Source organism: Hansschlegelia sp. KR7-227 (assembly GCF_049446035.1).
GTDB lineage: Bacteria > Pseudomonadota > Alphaproteobacteria > Rhizobiales > Methylopilaceae > Methylopila.
Genome location: NZ_JBMSEA010000001.1, coordinates 2,761,982 through 2,777,089, shown reverse-complemented (window position 1 = coordinate 2,777,089; position 15,108 = coordinate 2,761,982). Strand labels below are relative to the sequence as shown.

Sequence of the window (15,108 nt, the reverse complement as noted above, 5' to 3'; positions counted from 1 at the left end):
CCCCGTCACTGCAGCCATTTCTTCCAGCGGTCCTCGTTCTTGGCCATCCAGTCGTCGACCACGGCCTCGACCTTCTCGCCGCCGAGGTCGACCTTCGCCGCGAGCTCGCCGATCTCGTCATTGGTGAACGTATAGGCCTTGATCGCCTTGTAGGCGCCCGGCCACTTGTCCTTCACGCCGGTCCATGTGGCCTTGTAGATCGGGCCGCGCGGCTTGGCGCAGTCGTATTTCGCGTCCTTGTTCACGCCCCAGGCAGGGTCCTCGTAGCAGGCCTTCTCGTAGGGCGGGAACGTGATCCACTCGCCCTTGAACTTGATGGGCGCCCAGTGCGGCGCATAGATCCAGAGCAGGATCGGAGCCTTGCGGTCATAGGCCGACTGCAGTTCGGCGAACATCGCCGCGTCGGTGCCGGCGTGCACGACCTCGAACGGAAGGTCGAGCGCCAGCACGCGCTCGTCGTCATACCCGCCCCAGGTCACCGGACCGCCGAGATAGCGCCCCTTCGGCGAGGTCTCGGGCGTGGAGAACACCTCGGCGCACTCCTTCAGCGCCTTCCAGTCGGGCAGGCCCGGGCACTTCTCCTTCATGTACTCCGGAAACCACCAGTCCTCGATCGCTTGCATGCCGGTCTCGCCGACATTCTCGACCCCGCCGGCCGCGATCGCCTCGTCCATGGCCTCCTTGGCGGTGGTGGCCCAGACCTCCATCGCGACATGCAGGTCGCCGGTGCGCATGCCTGCGAACTGGGCGAGGTAGTCCGCCTGGACGTAATCGACGTTGTAGCCGGCTTTCTTGAGCGTCTCGCCCATGATGCGCGCGGTGATCAGCTGCCCCGTCCAGTCGTGCAGCGTGATCTTGATGGGATCCTTGGACTCGACCTCCGCGATCGCTGCGCCCGAGGTCAGCGCGAGGGCGAGAAGCCCCGCCGTCGCTGCACGCGTCACCTTGTGGAACATGCCCGTCTCCTCGGCTCGCTGTGGCTCACGCCCGCAGATCCAATGCAGTTTGGGCGCCAGTTTTGCTCAAGTCCACAACAGATGTGGGATTGGCGTTGAGTCTGTCCGGGCTTTCCCACAAGGTGCCCATGTTTTCGGCGTGCGGAGCCCTTCGATGAACCAGAGTCCACGGCAGCGCGCGATCGTCGAACTGGTCCGCGACGAGGACGTCACGCGCGTCGCCGAACTCGCCGGCCGGTTGGGCGTCTCGGACGAAACGATCCGGCGCAACGTCAAGGGGCTTGTCGAGAACGGCCTGCTGACGCGCCGACACGGCGAAGTCGCGTTTGCGGGGCCGGCCGTCGACGCCCCGTTCCTCGAGCGGATGCGGGTCCATGCCGCGGCCAAGAAGGCGCTCGCCGCGGCGGCGGTCGACTGCGTTGAGGACGGGCAGGTCCTCATGATCGACACCGGCTCGACCACCGCTTATGTCGCGCAGGCGCTCCGGGCGCGGCGCGGGCTCACCGTGGTGACCAACTCGCTCGAGATCGCCGGACGGCTCGTCGGCCGCAACGACAACCGCGTCTACATGGCGGGCGGCGAGCTGCGGGCCGATCTCGCGGCCGCGGTCGGCGCCGAGGCGGCCGCCTTCATCCGACAGTTCCGCGCCGATCTCGCGATCCTGTCGATCGCCGGCATCGACGCCCGCGGAAGCTTCACCGATTTCGACCTGGACGAGGCGGGCATCGCCCGCGCCATGATCGAATGCTCCGACCAGCGGCTGGTGGTCGCCGACGGCAGCAAATTCGGGCGGCGCGCGCCGGTGGCGATCTGCGATCCCGGCGAGGTCCATTGCCTCGTGACCGACGTCGCGCCCCCGCCCGGCATCTCAGGCTGGATCGAGGATGCCGGCATAACGCTCGTCCTGCCTCAGGCCGGAGCGAACGGGAGACGGGCGCCGGCGCCTGTCAGCGGCGCTTGAACGCCGGCTTGCGCTTCTCCTGCTGGCTCGCGAAGCCTTCGCGGAAATCGTCGCTTTCCATAACGCGCTCGACTTCGCGCAGCGCGTGGCTGGCGCGCTCCATCGGACCGGCCGGCGTCACCTGACCCGCGAAGCTCTTCAGCATCTCCAGCACCAGTGGGGCGTTGTCGGCGAGGCGCCGGGCGTAGACCTGCGCTGCGGCGAGATGCTCGCCTTCGTCGACGAGCTTGTTGACGAAACCGACCTGGTAGGCGCGCTCCGCGCTGAGCTCTTCGCCAAGCAGCATGATCTCCATCGCGACCTTGTGCGGAATGCGCCCCGCGAGGCCTGCGATCAGCCCGCCGGCGAAGCCGAGCTTGGCTTCGGGGTACATGAAGCGGGCGCTTCGGGTCGCGACGCAGAGATCGGCGGCCTGGACGAGCGTCATCGCGCCGCCGATGCACCAGCCGCTGACGGCGGCGACGATCGGCTTGCGGACCTCGATGTCGTATCCGGGAACGAAGCGCCGGTAGTCGGGCTTGGAGTCCGACTTCAGGTCCTTGCCGACCGAGAAGGCGCGCTCGCCCGCGCCGGTCAGGATCGCGACGCGGTCGTCGCTCGCGGCGAAGCGCCGCCAGGCCGCCGCGAGCGCGATCTCCACGCCTGCGTCGATCGCGTTGAGCTTGTCGGGCCGGTTGATCGTGATCGTGCAGACGCCGTCGGCGGACTCGTACAGGACGACTTCGGACATTTCAGGCGCCTTTCGCAAGCTCGACGAGGAGTTTCTTGAGCACCTTGCCGTTCTGGGCGAGCGGCAGCGCGTCGACGATGAAGACCTTGTTCGGGTGCTTGTAGGGCGAGAGCCATGCGCGAAGATGTTCGGAGAGGTCGGCCGGCGCCGCCTGATCGCCGCCGTGCAGCTCGAGGAAGGCGACGATGTCCTCGTTGCCCTCGGTCGGCCGGCCGACGACCGCGGAATGCGCGATCTTCGGGTGTCGGTTGAGCGCGGTCTCCACCTCCAGCGGGTTCACCTTGAAGCCCGAGCGGATGATGACGTCCTTGGCGCGACCTACGATGAAGACCCGGCCGTCGGGCGCGATCCGCGCGAGATCCTGGGTGTTGAACCAGCCGTCCGGGGTCAGGACCTGCGGAGTCAGCTCCGGATTGCGGAAATAGCCCGCCATGACGTTGGGACCGCGCGCCCAAAGCTCCCCGATCTCGCCGGCAGGCGTATCGCCGCCGGAGGCGTCGCGCAGGCGGAGCTCGACGCCGGGGAGGGGGCGTCCGACGGAGTCGTCCTCGTTCGGCTCGTCGAGCCGCGTCCAGCACAGCGAGGCGGCCTCGGTCAGCCCGTAGCCGTTGTGAAGAACGGCGCCGAACAGCTCTTCGGAGCGGCGCTTGACGGTGACGTCGATCGGAGCCCCGCCCGCGCCGAGGAAACGCAGCGACGCCGGCGGCGTCCGGCCGCTCAGCCGGCCCGCTTCGTTCAGCTTGGCGAACATCGCCGTCGCGCCCTGCATCACGGAGATTCCGAGACCGGCGAGTTCGCCAAGGCACCGGTCCGCCGAGAAGCGCGACCGGAGATGAACATGCGCGCCGGCGTGCAGTCCGCCGAGCAGCACCGAGGCGAGGCCCATGACGTGGGAGATGGGCAGCACGCCGTAGATCCGGTCGCGCTCGTCGATCTGACGCAGCTCGCCCATCATCCCAGCGATGAAGCACAGATTGGCGTGGGTCAGCATCACGCCCTTGGGCGCGCCGGTGGTTCCGGTGGTGTAGATGAAGGCGGCCAGGTCCGCGCTTGCGTCGCGCGCTGAAGCGTCGAACGATCCCTTCGGGTGTTCGCCGGTCACCGCCACGCGCCCGAGGGCGGGCTCTTCGCTCACCACTGCGCCGGCGCGCCGCGCATGCTCTGCGGCGTCCGCTGAGTGGTCGAGCGCAAACAGCGCAAGCTTCGGTCGCGCATGCTCCAGGATGGCGTCGACCTCCATCGGGGCGCGCCGCGCGTTCTCCATCACGGCTATGGCGCCGAGATGCGCGCAGGCGAGGATCGCGACCGCGAGCGAGACGCTGTTCTCGCCGACGATCATCACCCTGTCCTGCGGCCGAACGCCAAGCGACGCCAGCCGGGCGGCGCCCGCCTCGACCCGGCGGGCGAGCTCGCCATAGGTGACGGAGCGCGCCGGGTCGCTGAGCGCCGGCGCCCCCGGCGCCGACCGTCCGCGGGACAGCACAGGGTCGGAGATCTTCATGTCCCGCTCCGAGCACGGGCGGCGGCGCGCCTCACGCTCAGTTGTCGATCTTGATGTTGGCGTCGACCACGAGCTTCTTCCATTTCGCGAGCTCGCTATCGATGAAGGTCACGAACTCTCCGTCGCACAGCAGGTCGGCCTTGCCGCCGAGCGCGAGCATCTTCTGCTGCATGGCCGGATCGGAGAACTGCTCCTTGAGTTTCGCCTTCAGCGTCTCGATCGCAGTTTCGGGCGTGCCCTTCGGAACCCACAGCCCGTACCATGAGGTGACCGCGAATCCGGGCACCCCGGATTCCGCGACCGTCGGCACGTCGGGGGCGGCCGGCGAGCGCTCCGGCGTGCTGACGGCGATCGCGCGCAGCTTGCCGGCGCGGACCTGGGAGTAGGCGGCGTTGTCGAACATCATCGTCACGCGCCCGGGGATCAGGTCGACGAAGGCCGGGCCGCTGCCCTTGTAGGGGACGTGGACGATGTTGATTCCCGCCATGACCTTGAGCAACTCGCCGGAGAGATGCGGGCTGGCGCCGGGGCCGCTCGACGCGAAGGTCAGTTCGCCCGGATGGGCTTTCGCGCCGGCGATCAGGTCGGCCACCGTCTTGTACGGCGTGTCGACGCCGACGACGAGGTAGTTCGGGACCGACATCACGCGGCACAGCGGCGTCAGGTCGTTGACCAGATCGTAGGGCACCTTCTTGTTGACGGCCGGGAAGGTGGTGTTCGCGACCGAGCCCATCAGCACGGTGTAACCGTCGGCCGGGGACTTCGCGACGGCGTCCGATCCCGTCATGCCGCCAGCGCCGGGCCGGTTCTCGACCACGAAGGTCTGGCCGAGCGTCTTGGTCATGTTCTCGGCGATGATGCGGGCGACGATGTCGGTGATCCCGCCCGGCGGATAGGGCACGAGAAGCTGGACGGGCCGCTCCGGATAGCCGGGGGCTGCGGTCGCCGCGGTCGCGGTCCAGCCGCAGGCGGCGGCCAGAACCGCGGCGGCGATGATCTTGACGTTCATGCGGGCTTCCTCCCAGGACGCGGGACTTGAACGCCCGCTTGTTTCTGTCGCGCCGAAATCGTCGGATCAGCTCTTCTTGTAGTTCAGCAGCCCGCCCGAAACCTTGGGCGGATAAGCGAGGATGGCCTCCTCGATCGGGTCCACGCCCCAGCCGGGCCGGTCGGGCACGATCAGATGGCCGTTCTCGAACTCGGGCTCGTGCGAGAAGATTTCGCGGTCCCACGACAGCCGGTCGATGTCGATCTCCATGATCCGCAGGTTCGGCACGGCCGCGGCGACATGCGCGTTCATCATCGTGCAGAGATGGCCGTAGAAATTGTGCGGGGCGATGTTGACCTCATGCGCCTCGGCGACGGCCGCGATCTTCATCGTCTGCCAGGCGCCGTTCCACGGCGTGTCGAGGATCGCGACGTCCATCGACTGGTTCGTGAAATACGGCATGAACTGCCGCAGCCCGATCAGCGTCTCGCAGGAGGCGATCGGATGCCGGCTGTGATTGCGGACATAGGCCAGCGCCTGCGCGCTCGGGCAGTCGATCTCGACCCAGAACAGGTCGAGATCTTCGATTTCGCGGAGGATCTTGAGGTAGCCCTCGGTCTTCGCGTTGAAGTTCAGGTCGATCAGGATGTCCATGTCGGGGCCGGCGCCGTCGCGCAGCGCCTCGAGATGGTCGCGCATGTTGCGCAGGATGCGGCGGTCGATGTTGAGCTCGGGGTAGAAGGGGACGCCGAAGCCCGGCCGCCAGGCGCGGGTCGGACCGTCGTCATGGATGAAGATGTTGGTCTTCATCGCTCCGAAGCCCGCTTCGCGCGCCTCGGCGCCGGCCGCCGACACCTCCTCCAGCGTCGAGATCTGCGGCGGGAAGAACGCGGGATGATTGATGCGCCAGCTCGGGAAGTGGGACCAGTAGACCCGGACGCGGTCGCGCAGCTTGCCTCCGAGCAGCTCGTAGCAGGGCACGCCGAGCGCCTTCGCCTTGGCGTCGAGAAGGGCGTTCTCGAGCGCGCCGATCCCTTCTCCCACCACGCCGCCGGCCGCCGGCCGCGTCAGACAGGAGGCCTCGGCGAAAAACCGCTCATGGGCGAACGCGTTCTGGCCGACGAGGCGGCGTCCGAGCTGCTCGATGACAGAGGTGACGCCCGGCGAGCCGAAGCCCTCGTCATATTCGCTCCAGCCGGTCACGCCCTCGTCGGTCGTGAGCTTGACGAAATGGTAGTTCCGCCAGCCCGCGTCGCATTTCAGCGTGGCGACGCCGGTCACTCGCACGGGGTGATCTCCGCCGCGCGGAGACGCGACTTGCCGGACGGGCGCGGCGCGAGGGCGTAGGGCCCGTCGAGGCGGGGAGCGTAGAGGCGCCTGCGAAGGCGCGCTGGAACTGCAGGCATCGTGTCCTCCGCGTCGTCGCGCGACGCCGGATCCTTTGCGGACCTCTGACGGCAGTCTGCATTGAAAAGCGCCGCTGTCTATCCCGATAATCAAAATGCTGTTCTATTACTTGGAACACATCGGGAGGGCGACCTTGGACCAGACGCTGCTCAAGGGACTGCTCGTCCTCGAAACGCTCGCCCGTTCCGCCGGCGCGCGCGGCGTGACCGATCTCGCCGCCGAGACGGGGCTCGGGAAGAGCAACGTCCACCGCGTGCTCAAGACGTTGCAAAGCGCGGGCTTCGTGCGTCAGCCGCCGGGCGGCGCGCGCTACCAGCCGACGCTCAAGCTCTGGGAGCTCGGCGCGCGGCTGCACGAAGGTCTGGACCTCACGCGCGAGGCCCGCCCCCATGTGGCGGAGCTGGCGCGCGACACCCAGGAGACGGTGCATCTCTCGGTTCTCGACGGCGCGGAGGTGGTCTATGTCGACAAGCTCGACAGCCCTCAGCCGATCCGCGCCTATTCGGAGCTCGGCGGCCGCGCGCCGGCCCATTGCGTGGCGACCGGAAAGGTCCTGCTCGCCTTCTCGGCGGCGTTTCCCGATCTGCCGCAGGCGCTCGAGCGCTACACGACGAGAACGATCGTCGACCGCGGGGCCCTCCTGACTGCACTCGCGGAGGTCCGCTCGAAAGGGTATGCGACGAACTGGGGCGAGTGGCGGGAGCGGGTCCGCGGCCTCGCCGCGCCCATACGGGACGCCCATGGCGCCGTGGTCGCGGCGATCGGCGTCTCGGGACCCGCCGAACGGTTCACGCGCAGCCGGATGTCGGACATGACCGGGGGCGTCGTGCGGGCGGCGGACGCGATCTCCGCCGCGCTCGGCGGACCCGCCGCTTAAGACGCTCCGCCGCGCGGACCGCCCCGGCGCCAGGCGTCGAGCCTACCGCCGCGACGTTATGGTCCGGGCGCTCCTCCGCCATCTGGAACGCTTCCTGCGTCCGGGCGACGTGGCCGCCGGCCGCCGAGTCTTCGGCGCCGCGAGCCTGAAGAGTGCGCCGCGCAAATCCGTGAAAGCGGAGCTGCGCGATCAAGCAGACAGTCGCAGGCGCACGAGCGCCTGAAAGACCGGAGAATACGCCATGACGTTACGCCGTCCCTCTCGCGAGGACATTTTCGACATCTCCGAGCGCCATCATCTTCGTCTGACGGAGATCGAGGCGGACGATTTCTTCGAGATCGTCAAGGGCGTGATGGAAGGATATGACGAGCTCGATCAATATCCCGATCCCGTTCGCGAGGTCACGCCGGCGGTTCGCATTCCAGGCGCGCGTCCCGGCAAGGACGCTGATCCATTGAACGGCGTCGCCCGCTTCTGCAGCGTTCAGGCGGTGGAGCCGCGCGGCCCCTTGGCGGGCAAGCGGATCGGCGTGAAGGACACGGTGTGCGTCGCGGGTATCCCGACGACCTGCGCGTCGCGGCTTCTCTATGACTACGTGCCGGACATCGACGCGACGGTCGTGAAGCGGATCGTTGAGGCCGGCGGCCACATCACGGCGATGCTCAACACCTGCGACTTCGCGTTCTCGGGCGGCGGCCACACCAGCGCCTACGGTCCGGGACTCAATCCGGCCGATCCCGCGCATGCCGCGGGCGGCTCGTCCTGCGGCTCGGCGATCGCGCCCGCGACCGACATGGTCGACATCGCGCTGGGCGGCGATCAGGGCGGCTCGATCCGCATCCCCGCCTCCTGGTCGGGCGTGGTCGGCCTCAAGCCGACGCATGGACTGGTGCCCTACACCGGCATCGTCGGCTTCGACCAGACGATCGACCACATCGGCCCGATGGCGAAGACCGCCGAGGATTGCGCCCTGATGCTGCAGGTGATCGCCGGAAAGGACGACACGGCGATCGACCCCCGCCAGCCCCCCACCATCGAGACCCCCGACTATCGGGCCAGGCTCGGAGACGGCGTCCGCGGCCTCAGGATCGCGGTCGTGAAGGAGGGTTTTGGGACCCCCGAGTCGATGGAGGCGGTCGACGCTGCGGTGCGGGCCGCGGCCAAGCAGCTGGCGGGCCTCGGCGCCGAGGTGCGGGAAGTGTCCGTGCCCGAGCACCGTCACGTCGTTCCGCTCTGGAACGCCATCGCCATCGAAGGCGGCGTCGACAGCTTCTATCACGGCCACGCCGCCTACCAGACGAAGGGTTATTTCAACACAAGGCTGATGTCCGCCATGTCCCGCGGAATCGTCACAAACGGCGGCGATTTCTCAGCCACGGCGAAGCTCGGCGCGATCGTCGCGCATTACATGCGCGAGCGGTATCACGGCGTGTTCTATGGCCGCGCGCAGAACCTCTCGCGCGCGCTGACCGCCGCCTATGACCGCCTCTTCGAGGAGGTGGATCTGGTGCTGATGCCGACCACGCCGCAGACCGCCCATGTCTTGCCGCCCTCGGTCGAGGAGGATCGCAAGACCTATGTCGCGCAGGCGCTCAACATGGTGCGGAACACCGCGGCCTTCGATCTGACCGGGCACCCCTCGATCTCGACGCCGTGCCGCGACGTGGCGGGCCTGCCGATTGGCCTGATGCTGACGGGACGCAGCTTCGACGAGGTGACGGTCCTGCGCGCGGCCCACGCTTACCAAACCGCGGGCTGACGGCCCCCCCTCAGTCGTGGCGCGGCCGTGCTGCGCCACTACTGCGATGGCCGTTCTGACGAACTGGAGCGGGCGGCGATCTCCGTCTCCCATCCGAACACGCTGCGTCAGCCATAGTCGGCCGAGCGCGACCGTTCGGTCGCGATTACGCGGTCGACGCTCGGCCCCTCGACCGCGCGTTCGAGCCGGCGCTGCTCGGCGTCGAGGCGCTTCAGCGCCTCGAGCTTGTCGTCCTGGCCGAGCTTGGCCTGGGCGACTGCGGTCTTCAGCACCGCGATGGTCTGGTCGTAGACCCTGGTCGGCACCGGGAACGGGTGACGATCCTTGCCGCCATGCGCGAAGGAGAAGCGCGCGGGATCGCTGAAGCGGCAGGGCGCGCCGTGAACGACCTCCGCGACCATCGCGAGCGCCCGCACCGTCCGGGCCCCCACGCCCGGCGTGCGCAGCAGGTCGGCGAAATCGGTCGGGCCGCGCTCGGCCGCGGCCGCGATTGCGCCCTGCAGCCTGCGGGCGACGACATCCTTCGGCCGGACGTCGTGGTGGGTCGGCATCACCAGATGCGGCAGCGCGAGCTGCGCCGCCTGGCTCGGCGGGGATGCGGCAGGTTCGAGCGCGAGCGCGTCCGCCGCCAGCCTGTCGGGCGCGACGGAGCGCAGCAGGTCGAGCTGCGCGCCGCGGGACGCCTCGGCGCGGCGGTCCACGAGATTGACGATCGCGCCGCCTTGCCGGCCGTCGATTGCGGCGTGCGGCTCCTCGACGAAGCTCCCGAGGCCCTCCGACAGCCAGTGATATCGGCGCGCCTGGCGTAGATCCCCGCTCATGCCCTGCTGGACGACCGTCCAATCGCCGTCGTCGGTCACGATGAAGCCATGCAGGTAGAGCTCGAAACCGTCCTGCACCGCCGCGCTGTCGACCTTGGCGGTCATGCGGCTCGCATCCGCGAGCGCGGCGCCGTCCAGTCCGACGCGCTCGCCGATGGACTGAAGCTCCGCCGGCGTGCGCCGCGAGTGCTTGCCGCGTCCTCCGCAGACATGAACCCCGAGCTCGGCCGAGAGGGGAGCCAGTCCGCGCTTCAGCGCGCCGATCACGCTCGTGGTGACGCCGGAGGAGTGCCAGTCCATCCCCATCACGGCCCCGAAGGACTGGAACCAGAAGGGGTGGGCGAGCCGGCGCAGCAGCTCGTCGCGCCCGTAATGATGGACGATCGCTTCCGCCATGACGCCGCCGAGGCGGGACATGCGCTGGCCGAGCCAGGCGGGCACGCGCCCGCCATGAAGCGGAAGGTCAGCGCTGCCGGCGCGTCGCGCCATCCGAAGTCTCCGCCTGTTCCCTGCCTGTTCTAGCATGCGCCGGCGGCGCCCCGGGTTCCTTTTTTACGGGTTCCGGACGAGCGCGATCGTCCGGTCGTCGGGCCGGCCGTCGCAGAGCTCGCGGATGGCGGTAGCGAAAAGGTCGTCTCCGTCCTCGGCGGCGAGGCTGAAGAGCGTCATCGACGAGCGGAACTTCATGTCGTCCGGCGTTCCGAAGATCTCCCGCAGGGAACGCCCTTCGACCGCGCGGACGGCCTCGACGCACTCTCTCAACCGAGGGCCCAGGACCCCGTGCGCGAGATAGGCGCGCGCTTCCGCGAGCGAAGCGATCCCGTAGAACTGCGCCGTCGCCGACGAGCCCAGCCCGCGCAACTGCGGGAACACGAACCACATCCAGTGGCTCGTCTTGCGGCCGGCGCGGAGCTCCGCCAGCGCGGCGTCGATCGTGGTCTGCTGCGCCGTGACGAACCGGGCGAGGTCGTAGGGATCGTCGGTCATGCTCCGATCAACGCGCGGGCCCTCGCTTCGGGTCCGCCGCCGCGCCTACGGACGCTCACTCCGCCGCATCCTGCCGGACGAGGTCCGCCTCCACGGCGTGGACCGTGGTGCTCTCGGCGAAGTCGCTCTTCCGACCGGGAACGAGCACGTTGACGTTGGCGTCGCCGGCCGACGCCCCCGGCCATCGGCCCTTGTGGACCACGCCTACCCCCGGTTGCGACTCTTCCGTGATCCTCACGGTCAGCGGCAGTCGCCCGGTCTCGTTGGAGAGGATCACCGCATCGCCTTCGACCAGGCCGCGGCGGTCCGCGTCGTCCGGATGCAGCGCGACGGTCGGCGGCCCGAGGCGCCGGCGGATCTGCTCGTCATTGCCATAGCTCGAATTCATGAGCCACTGCGAGGCGGGAGACAGAATGCGGATGCGGTCGCCCGCCGGAGGCGGATCGACATGGGGCTGAGGAAGCCGGGGCAGCCCGAGCGCCTCGGCGCGCGCGCTCGCAAGCTCGATGCGGCCGGACGGCGTGTTGAAGACGAGATCCGCGAACTGCAGGCGCTCCTCCGGAAACAGCTCAACGGTGCCGGAGCGGGCGAGGTCCGCGAAGCCGCCCGCGTAAGGCGTCTGCGCGAGCAAGCGCTCGAGGAGCGCTTCATCGGTCTCGAAGAGGTCGGGATCATCGTAGCCCATGGCGGCTGCGAGCCGGCGAAAGATCTCCGAATTCGGCAGCGATTGTCCGACCGGCGCCCCGGCCTTGACCTGCGCGGAGAGCGTCAGGTCGAAATAGGACAGCACGAGATCGTCGCACTCCAGAAAGCTCGCCGCGGGCAGGACGATGTCCGCATAGGCCGTCGTGTCGGTGTGAAACAGGTCGACCGCGACGTGGAACAGGTCTTCACGCTTGAGCGCGCGGCGGAGGCGCGACTGTTCGGGCGAGGACGCGGCCGGGTTGTTGTTCCAGTTGACGAGGGCTTTCGCGTCGGACGAGCGCTCCAGCGTCGCGGCGAAATCCATGTGGCTGATCGAACCGGTCCCGTCCCGCGCGAGATCGGGCGAGGTGACGCTCGCCATGTCGATCCCGCGGCCGCCTGCGCCGTTCATGTAGAGGAAGCCTGCGCCGGGCTTGGCGAGGTTTCCCGTGAACGCGACGAGGGCTGCGAGGCAGCGGAAGACGTTCCCGCCGCTCGGCTGGCGCTGGACTCCCTGGCCGAGCCACAGAAGGGAGGGCCCGCGCCCATAGGCGAGCGCGGCCTCCACGATCGCGTCCTCGGACAGGCCGCAGAGCGCCGCGGCGCGGGCAGGGGTCATGGCGTCGATCGACGCCGTCAGATCCTCCCAACCGAGCACGCAGGACTCGAGGAACGCCTGGTCGACCAGGCCGTGCGCGCGCAGCACGTTTAGGAAGGCGAAGGCGAGGGCGGCGTCGGAGCCCGGCGCGAGCTTGAGGTGATGATCCGCCGCGCGCGCCGTCTGATGGCCGATCGGATCGACGACGACGATGGTCGTCCCGCGCTTGCGGGCCGCGTTCACCCAGTTCCGATCCTGATGCGGCGCCGAATGGGAGGGGTTGGCGCCCCAGATCAGGATCGTGCGCGCTTCGGCGGCGCTCCGCGGGTCGAAGCCTTCGAGCGAGTCCCCGAACGTCAGCTCGAGCGCCATGTGCCCGGCCTTGTTGCACACGGTGTCCGGATCGACCTCGGTCGCGCCGATCCGGTTGAACAGGCGCAGGGGAAACCAGCCCCCGACCAGGCCGACGGTCCCGGTGTAGTGGGTGTGCAGGATGGTCCGGGCCTCGCCGGCCTGGATGAGCGCTTGAAAGCGCGCGGCGATCTCGGACAGCGCCTCGTCCCACGAGACCGGGGCGAACAGGCCTTCGCCCTTCGCGCCGACGCGGCGCAGGGGGGTGGCCAGCCTCAGGGTCGGATCGCGCCACGCGCCGTTATAGGCTATGGCGCACTTGCCGCAGAGGCCCCCGCGCGCGATCGCGTGGTCCGGGTCGCCGATCACTTTCTGAATCACGCCGTCCTGGCGCACCGCCACGATCCCGCAGGCGTCGTAGCAATCTCGTGGGCAGGTCGTCTTGACGGAGTCCGTCACGGTCATCGCGAGCACCAGCGGCCAGACTTTGCGCGGCTCGCCTCAGCGCCGGATCCGCACGCCCTCGCCGCAGCTCTCGCCGACGGCGTCCGACCAAAGTCTAGCGCCGCCCGCGGCGCCCCGCCAGCGGGATGTCGCGAGGCGAGGGGCCGCGTCACTCCGTTCCGGAGCGCGGCTTCCGGGCGTTCGAACCCTCGGCCGCAAGCTCGACCCAGACGGGGGCGTGGTCGCTCGCCTTGTCATATCCGCGGACATCGCGGTCGACCCCGGCCGCCTTGAGCCTCGCCACGATCGCCGGACTCAGAAGCGCGTGGTCGATGCGCAGCCCCGCGTCGCGGCCCCAGGCGTTCCGGAAATAATCCCAGAAGCTGTACATCGGCTCGTCGGGATGCAGCGTGCGGACGGCGTCGGTCCAGCCTTGCGCGACGAGCGTGCCGAACGCGTCGCGCGCCTCGGGCCGGAACAGCGCGTCGTCGCGCCACCGCTCCGGCTTGTAGACGTCGAAGTCCGTCGGGATGACGTTGAAGTCGCCGATCAGCGCGGCGGGGATGTCGGCGGCCATGAGCTCGGCTGCGTGCCTTGTCAGCCGCTCGAACCATCGAAGCTTGTAGTCGAATTTCGGACCCGGCGCGGGATTGCCGTTCGGCGCGTAGAGGCCGCCGACCAGCACGCCGTTGACCGCCGCCTCGATGTAGCGGCTCTGTTCGTCCGTGGGGTCGCCCGGCAGGCCGCGTCGCGTCTCGATCGGCTCGGCGTCGCGCGCCAGGATCGCGACGCCGTTCCAGCGGCTCTGGCCGTGCCAGACGGCGTCGTAGCCTGCGTCGCGGATCGCTCGCTCGGGAAATTTGTCTCCGGGCGCCTTCAACTCCTGAAGGCAAACGACGTCGGGGCGGGCGTCGCCGAGCCACCGCAGGAGGACCGAGAGGCGGCCGTTGATCCCGTTGACGTTGTAGGTCGCGAGTTTCACGTCCGACGCTCGCTGGCGTTGAAAAGATCATCCGCCGGCCTGTGGGAGAGCAAGGGCCGGCTGCGGGCGACAAGCGCCGCGCGACGACGTTGGTTCCCTTCCGCCGAAACCGTTGAGATCTGAGTCGGAACTGGATGTCCCGCGTGACGTTTCGAGTCGTCAGCAGGAGCACGGCACGTGGCGCCAAGGGCGAACTGGAAGGGCTTTCTCAAGGTCGGCGAAGTCGCCTGTCCTGTCGCGCTGTACACCGCCGCCTCGACGTCGGACCGGATCGCGTTCCACACGCTGAACCGCGAGACCGGCAATCGGGTCCGCCGGCGTTACGTCGACTCGGAGACCGGCAAGCCGGTCGAGCATGACGACCAGGTGAAGGGCTACGAGGTCTCGTCGGGCGAATACGTCGTGCTCGAACCGGACGAGGTCGCCGCCGCGGTGCCGGCAAGCGACAAGACGCTCGAGATTGACGCCTTCATCGCCTGCGGCGACGTCGACGACGTCTATTTCGACAAGCCCTATTACCTCGCGCCGGCCGACAAATCGGCCGTCGAGGCGTTCGAGTTGATCCGCGAAGGGATGCGGGCGAACAAAGTCGCCGCGCTGGCGCGGACCGTGCTGTTCCGTCGCGAGCGCACGGTGCTCATCCGTCCGCACGGGGCAGGGCTGGTCGGGACGACGCTCAACTTCGACTACGAGGTGCGCTCTTCGGCCGACGCGTTCAGCGACCTCCCGAAGACGAAGATCGCAGGCGAGATGATGGATCTCGCGAAGCACATCATCTCCACGAAGCGCGGCGAGTTTGATCCCTCGAAGTTCGATGATCGCTACGAGGCGACGCTCGCCGAGCTCGTGAAGGCGAAGGTCGAGGGCCGAAAGATCACGCCGCGCAAGCCCAAGGCTCCTGAGAAAGTCACGGACCTCATGGAGGCGCTGCGTCAGAGCGCGGGCGTCGGCGGCGGCGACAAGACAAAGGCCCCCGCCAAGAAGGCCGCGTCCAAAAAGGCGCCCGCTCGAAAGCCCGCCGTCGCAGGCGGCCGCGCCGAACGGCGCAAGGCGAGCTGAGCG

General features: G+C 68.9%; 13 protein-coding genes. 4 read left to right on the top strand and 9 right to left on the bottom strand.

Features of this window, described 5'->3' with window-relative positions; all coding sequences use genetic code 11:
• Positions 1-5: 5 nt before the first annotated feature.
• Positions 6-956 (bottom strand): ABC transporter substrate-binding protein, encoded by a 951-nt coding sequence (locus ACO2RJ_RS13005; RefSeq protein ID WP_423268425.1) that lies wholly within the window; start codon positions 954-956, stop codon positions 6-8.
• Positions 957-1,110: 154 nt separating this feature from the next.
• Between ACO2RJ_RS13005 and ACO2RJ_RS13000 the strand changes: the two genes are divergently transcribed.
• Positions 1,111-1,917, top strand: coding sequence for a DeoR/GlpR family DNA-binding transcription regulator (locus ACO2RJ_RS13000; protein WP_423268424.1), 807 nt, complete (start codon positions 1,111-1,113; stop codon positions 1,915-1,917).
• Here ACO2RJ_RS13000 and ACO2RJ_RS12995 read toward each other — a convergent pair.
• The 4 genes from ACO2RJ_RS12995 to ACO2RJ_RS12980 form a co-directional block, all read right to left on the bottom strand.
• Positions 1,904-2,647 carry an enoyl-CoA hydratase/isomerase family protein gene (locus ACO2RJ_RS12995; RefSeq protein WP_423268423.1) on the bottom strand — a complete coding sequence of 248 codons (744 nt, stop codon included), beginning with the start codon at positions 2,645-2,647 and terminating at the stop codon, positions 1,904-1,906. The genes ACO2RJ_RS13000 and ACO2RJ_RS12995 overlap by 14 nt on opposite strands.
• 1 nt (position 2,648) lies before the next feature.
• Complete coding sequence (locus tag ACO2RJ_RS12990) at positions 2,649-4,148, bottom strand: class I adenylate-forming enzyme family protein (protein WP_423268422.1); 1,500 nt, start codon at positions 4,146-4,148, stop codon at positions 2,649-2,651.
• Positions 4,149-4,185: 37 nt separating this feature from the next.
• On the bottom strand, positions 4,186-5,157 hold the full coding sequence (locus ACO2RJ_RS12985; RefSeq protein WP_423268421.1) for a Bug family tripartite tricarboxylate transporter substrate binding protein: 972 nt from the start codon (positions 5,155-5,157) through the stop codon (positions 4,186-4,188).
• A 66-nt stretch (positions 5,158-5,223) separates the two neighbouring features.
• Positions 5,224-6,423 (bottom strand): mandelate racemase/muconate lactonizing enzyme family protein, encoded by a 1,200-nt coding sequence (locus ACO2RJ_RS12980; protein WP_423268420.1) that lies wholly within the window; start codon positions 6,421-6,423, stop codon positions 5,224-5,226.
• A gap of 214 nt (positions 6,424-6,637) precedes the next feature.
• On the opposite strand from ACO2RJ_RS12980, the gene ACO2RJ_RS12975 reads away from it, so the two are divergent.
• Together ACO2RJ_RS12975 and ACO2RJ_RS12970 are read left to right on the top strand one after the other, a co-directional pair.
• Positions 6,638-7,420 carry an IclR family transcriptional regulator gene (locus ACO2RJ_RS12975; RefSeq protein WP_423268419.1) on the top strand — a complete coding sequence of 261 codons (783 nt, stop codon included), beginning with the start codon at positions 6,638-6,640 and terminating at the stop codon, positions 7,418-7,420.
• 241 nt (positions 7,421-7,661) lie between these two features.
• Positions 7,662-9,179 carry an amidase gene (locus tag ACO2RJ_RS12970; RefSeq protein ID WP_423268418.1) on the top strand — a complete coding sequence of 506 codons (1,518 nt, stop codon included), beginning with the start codon at positions 7,662-7,664 and terminating at the stop codon, positions 9,177-9,179.
• A gap of 107 nt (positions 9,180-9,286) precedes the next feature.
• On the opposite strand, the gene ACO2RJ_RS12965 is transcribed toward ACO2RJ_RS12970, so the two are convergent.
• The 4 genes from ACO2RJ_RS12965 to xth all read right to left on the bottom strand — a co-directional run bounded on the left by ACO2RJ_RS12965 (position 9,287) and on the right by xth (position 14,046).
• Positions 9,287-10,489 (bottom strand): DUF763 domain-containing protein, encoded by a 1,203-nt coding sequence (locus tag ACO2RJ_RS12965; protein ID WP_423268417.1) that lies wholly within the window; start codon positions 10,487-10,489, stop codon positions 9,287-9,289.
• Between the two features lie 63 nt (positions 10,490-10,552).
• Positions 10,553-10,987 carry a DUF1810 domain-containing protein gene (locus ACO2RJ_RS12960; protein ID WP_423268416.1) on the bottom strand — a complete coding sequence of 145 codons (435 nt, stop codon included), beginning with the start codon at positions 10,985-10,987 and terminating at the stop codon, positions 10,553-10,555.
• Between the two features lie 55 nt (positions 10,988-11,042).
• Positions 11,043-13,085, bottom strand: a complete 2,043-nt coding sequence (locus tag ACO2RJ_RS12955; RefSeq protein WP_423268415.1) for a molybdopterin-containing oxidoreductase family protein — start codon at positions 13,083-13,085, stop codon at positions 11,043-11,045.
• 148 nt (positions 13,086-13,233) lie between these two features.
• Positions 13,234-14,046: an exodeoxyribonuclease III gene (gene xth, locus ACO2RJ_RS12950; protein ID WP_423268414.1), complete on the bottom strand. Its 813-nt coding sequence runs from the start codon at positions 14,044-14,046 to the stop codon at positions 13,234-13,236.
• Positions 14,047-14,223: 177 nt separating this feature from the next.
• On the opposite strand from xth, the gene ACO2RJ_RS12945 reads away from it, so the two are divergent.
• On the top strand, positions 14,224-15,105 hold the full coding sequence (locus ACO2RJ_RS12945) for a Ku protein (RefSeq protein ID WP_423268413.1): 882 nt from the start codon (positions 14,224-14,226) through the stop codon (positions 15,103-15,105).
• Positions 15,106-15,108 lie beyond the last annotated feature (3 nt).

Bases quoted from the DNA above. Each gene is read 5' to 3' on its own strand.
- ACO2RJ_RS13005 (WP_423268425.1), bottom strand. From the start codon at position 956: ATGTTCCACAAGGTGACGCGTGCAGCGACGGCGGGGCTTCTCGCCCTC.
- ACO2RJ_RS13000 (WP_423268424.1), top strand. From the start codon at position 1,111: ATGAACCAGAGTCCACGGCAGCGCGCGATCGTCGAACTGGTCCGCGAC.
- ACO2RJ_RS12995 (WP_423268423.1), bottom strand. From the start codon at position 2,647: ATGTCCGAAGTCGTCCTGTACGAGTCCGCCGACGGCGTCTGCACGATC.
- ACO2RJ_RS12990 (WP_423268422.1), bottom strand. From the start codon at position 4,148: ATGAAGATCTCCGACCCTGTGCTGTCCCGCGGACGGTCGGCGCCGGGG.
- ACO2RJ_RS12985 (WP_423268421.1), bottom strand. From the start codon at position 5,157: ATGAACGTCAAGATCATCGCCGCCGCGGTTCTGGCCGCCGCCTGCGGC.
- ACO2RJ_RS12975 (WP_423268419.1), top strand. From the start codon at position 6,638: ATGCTGTTCTATTACTTGGAACACATCGGGAGGGCGACCTTGGACCAG.
- ACO2RJ_RS12970 (WP_423268418.1), top strand. From the start codon at position 7,662: ATGACGTTACGCCGTCCCTCTCGCGAGGACATTTTCGACATCTCCGAG.
- ACO2RJ_RS12965 (WP_423268417.1), bottom strand. From the start codon at position 10,489: ATGGCGCGACGCGCCGGCAGCGCTGACCTTCCGCTTCATGGCGGGCGC.
- ACO2RJ_RS12960 (WP_423268416.1), bottom strand. From the start codon at position 10,987: ATGACCGACGATCCCTACGACCTCGCCCGGTTCGTCACGGCGCAGCAG.
- ACO2RJ_RS12955 (WP_423268415.1), bottom strand. From the start codon at position 13,085: ATGACCGTGACGGACTCCGTCAAGACGACCTGCCCACGAGATTGCTAC.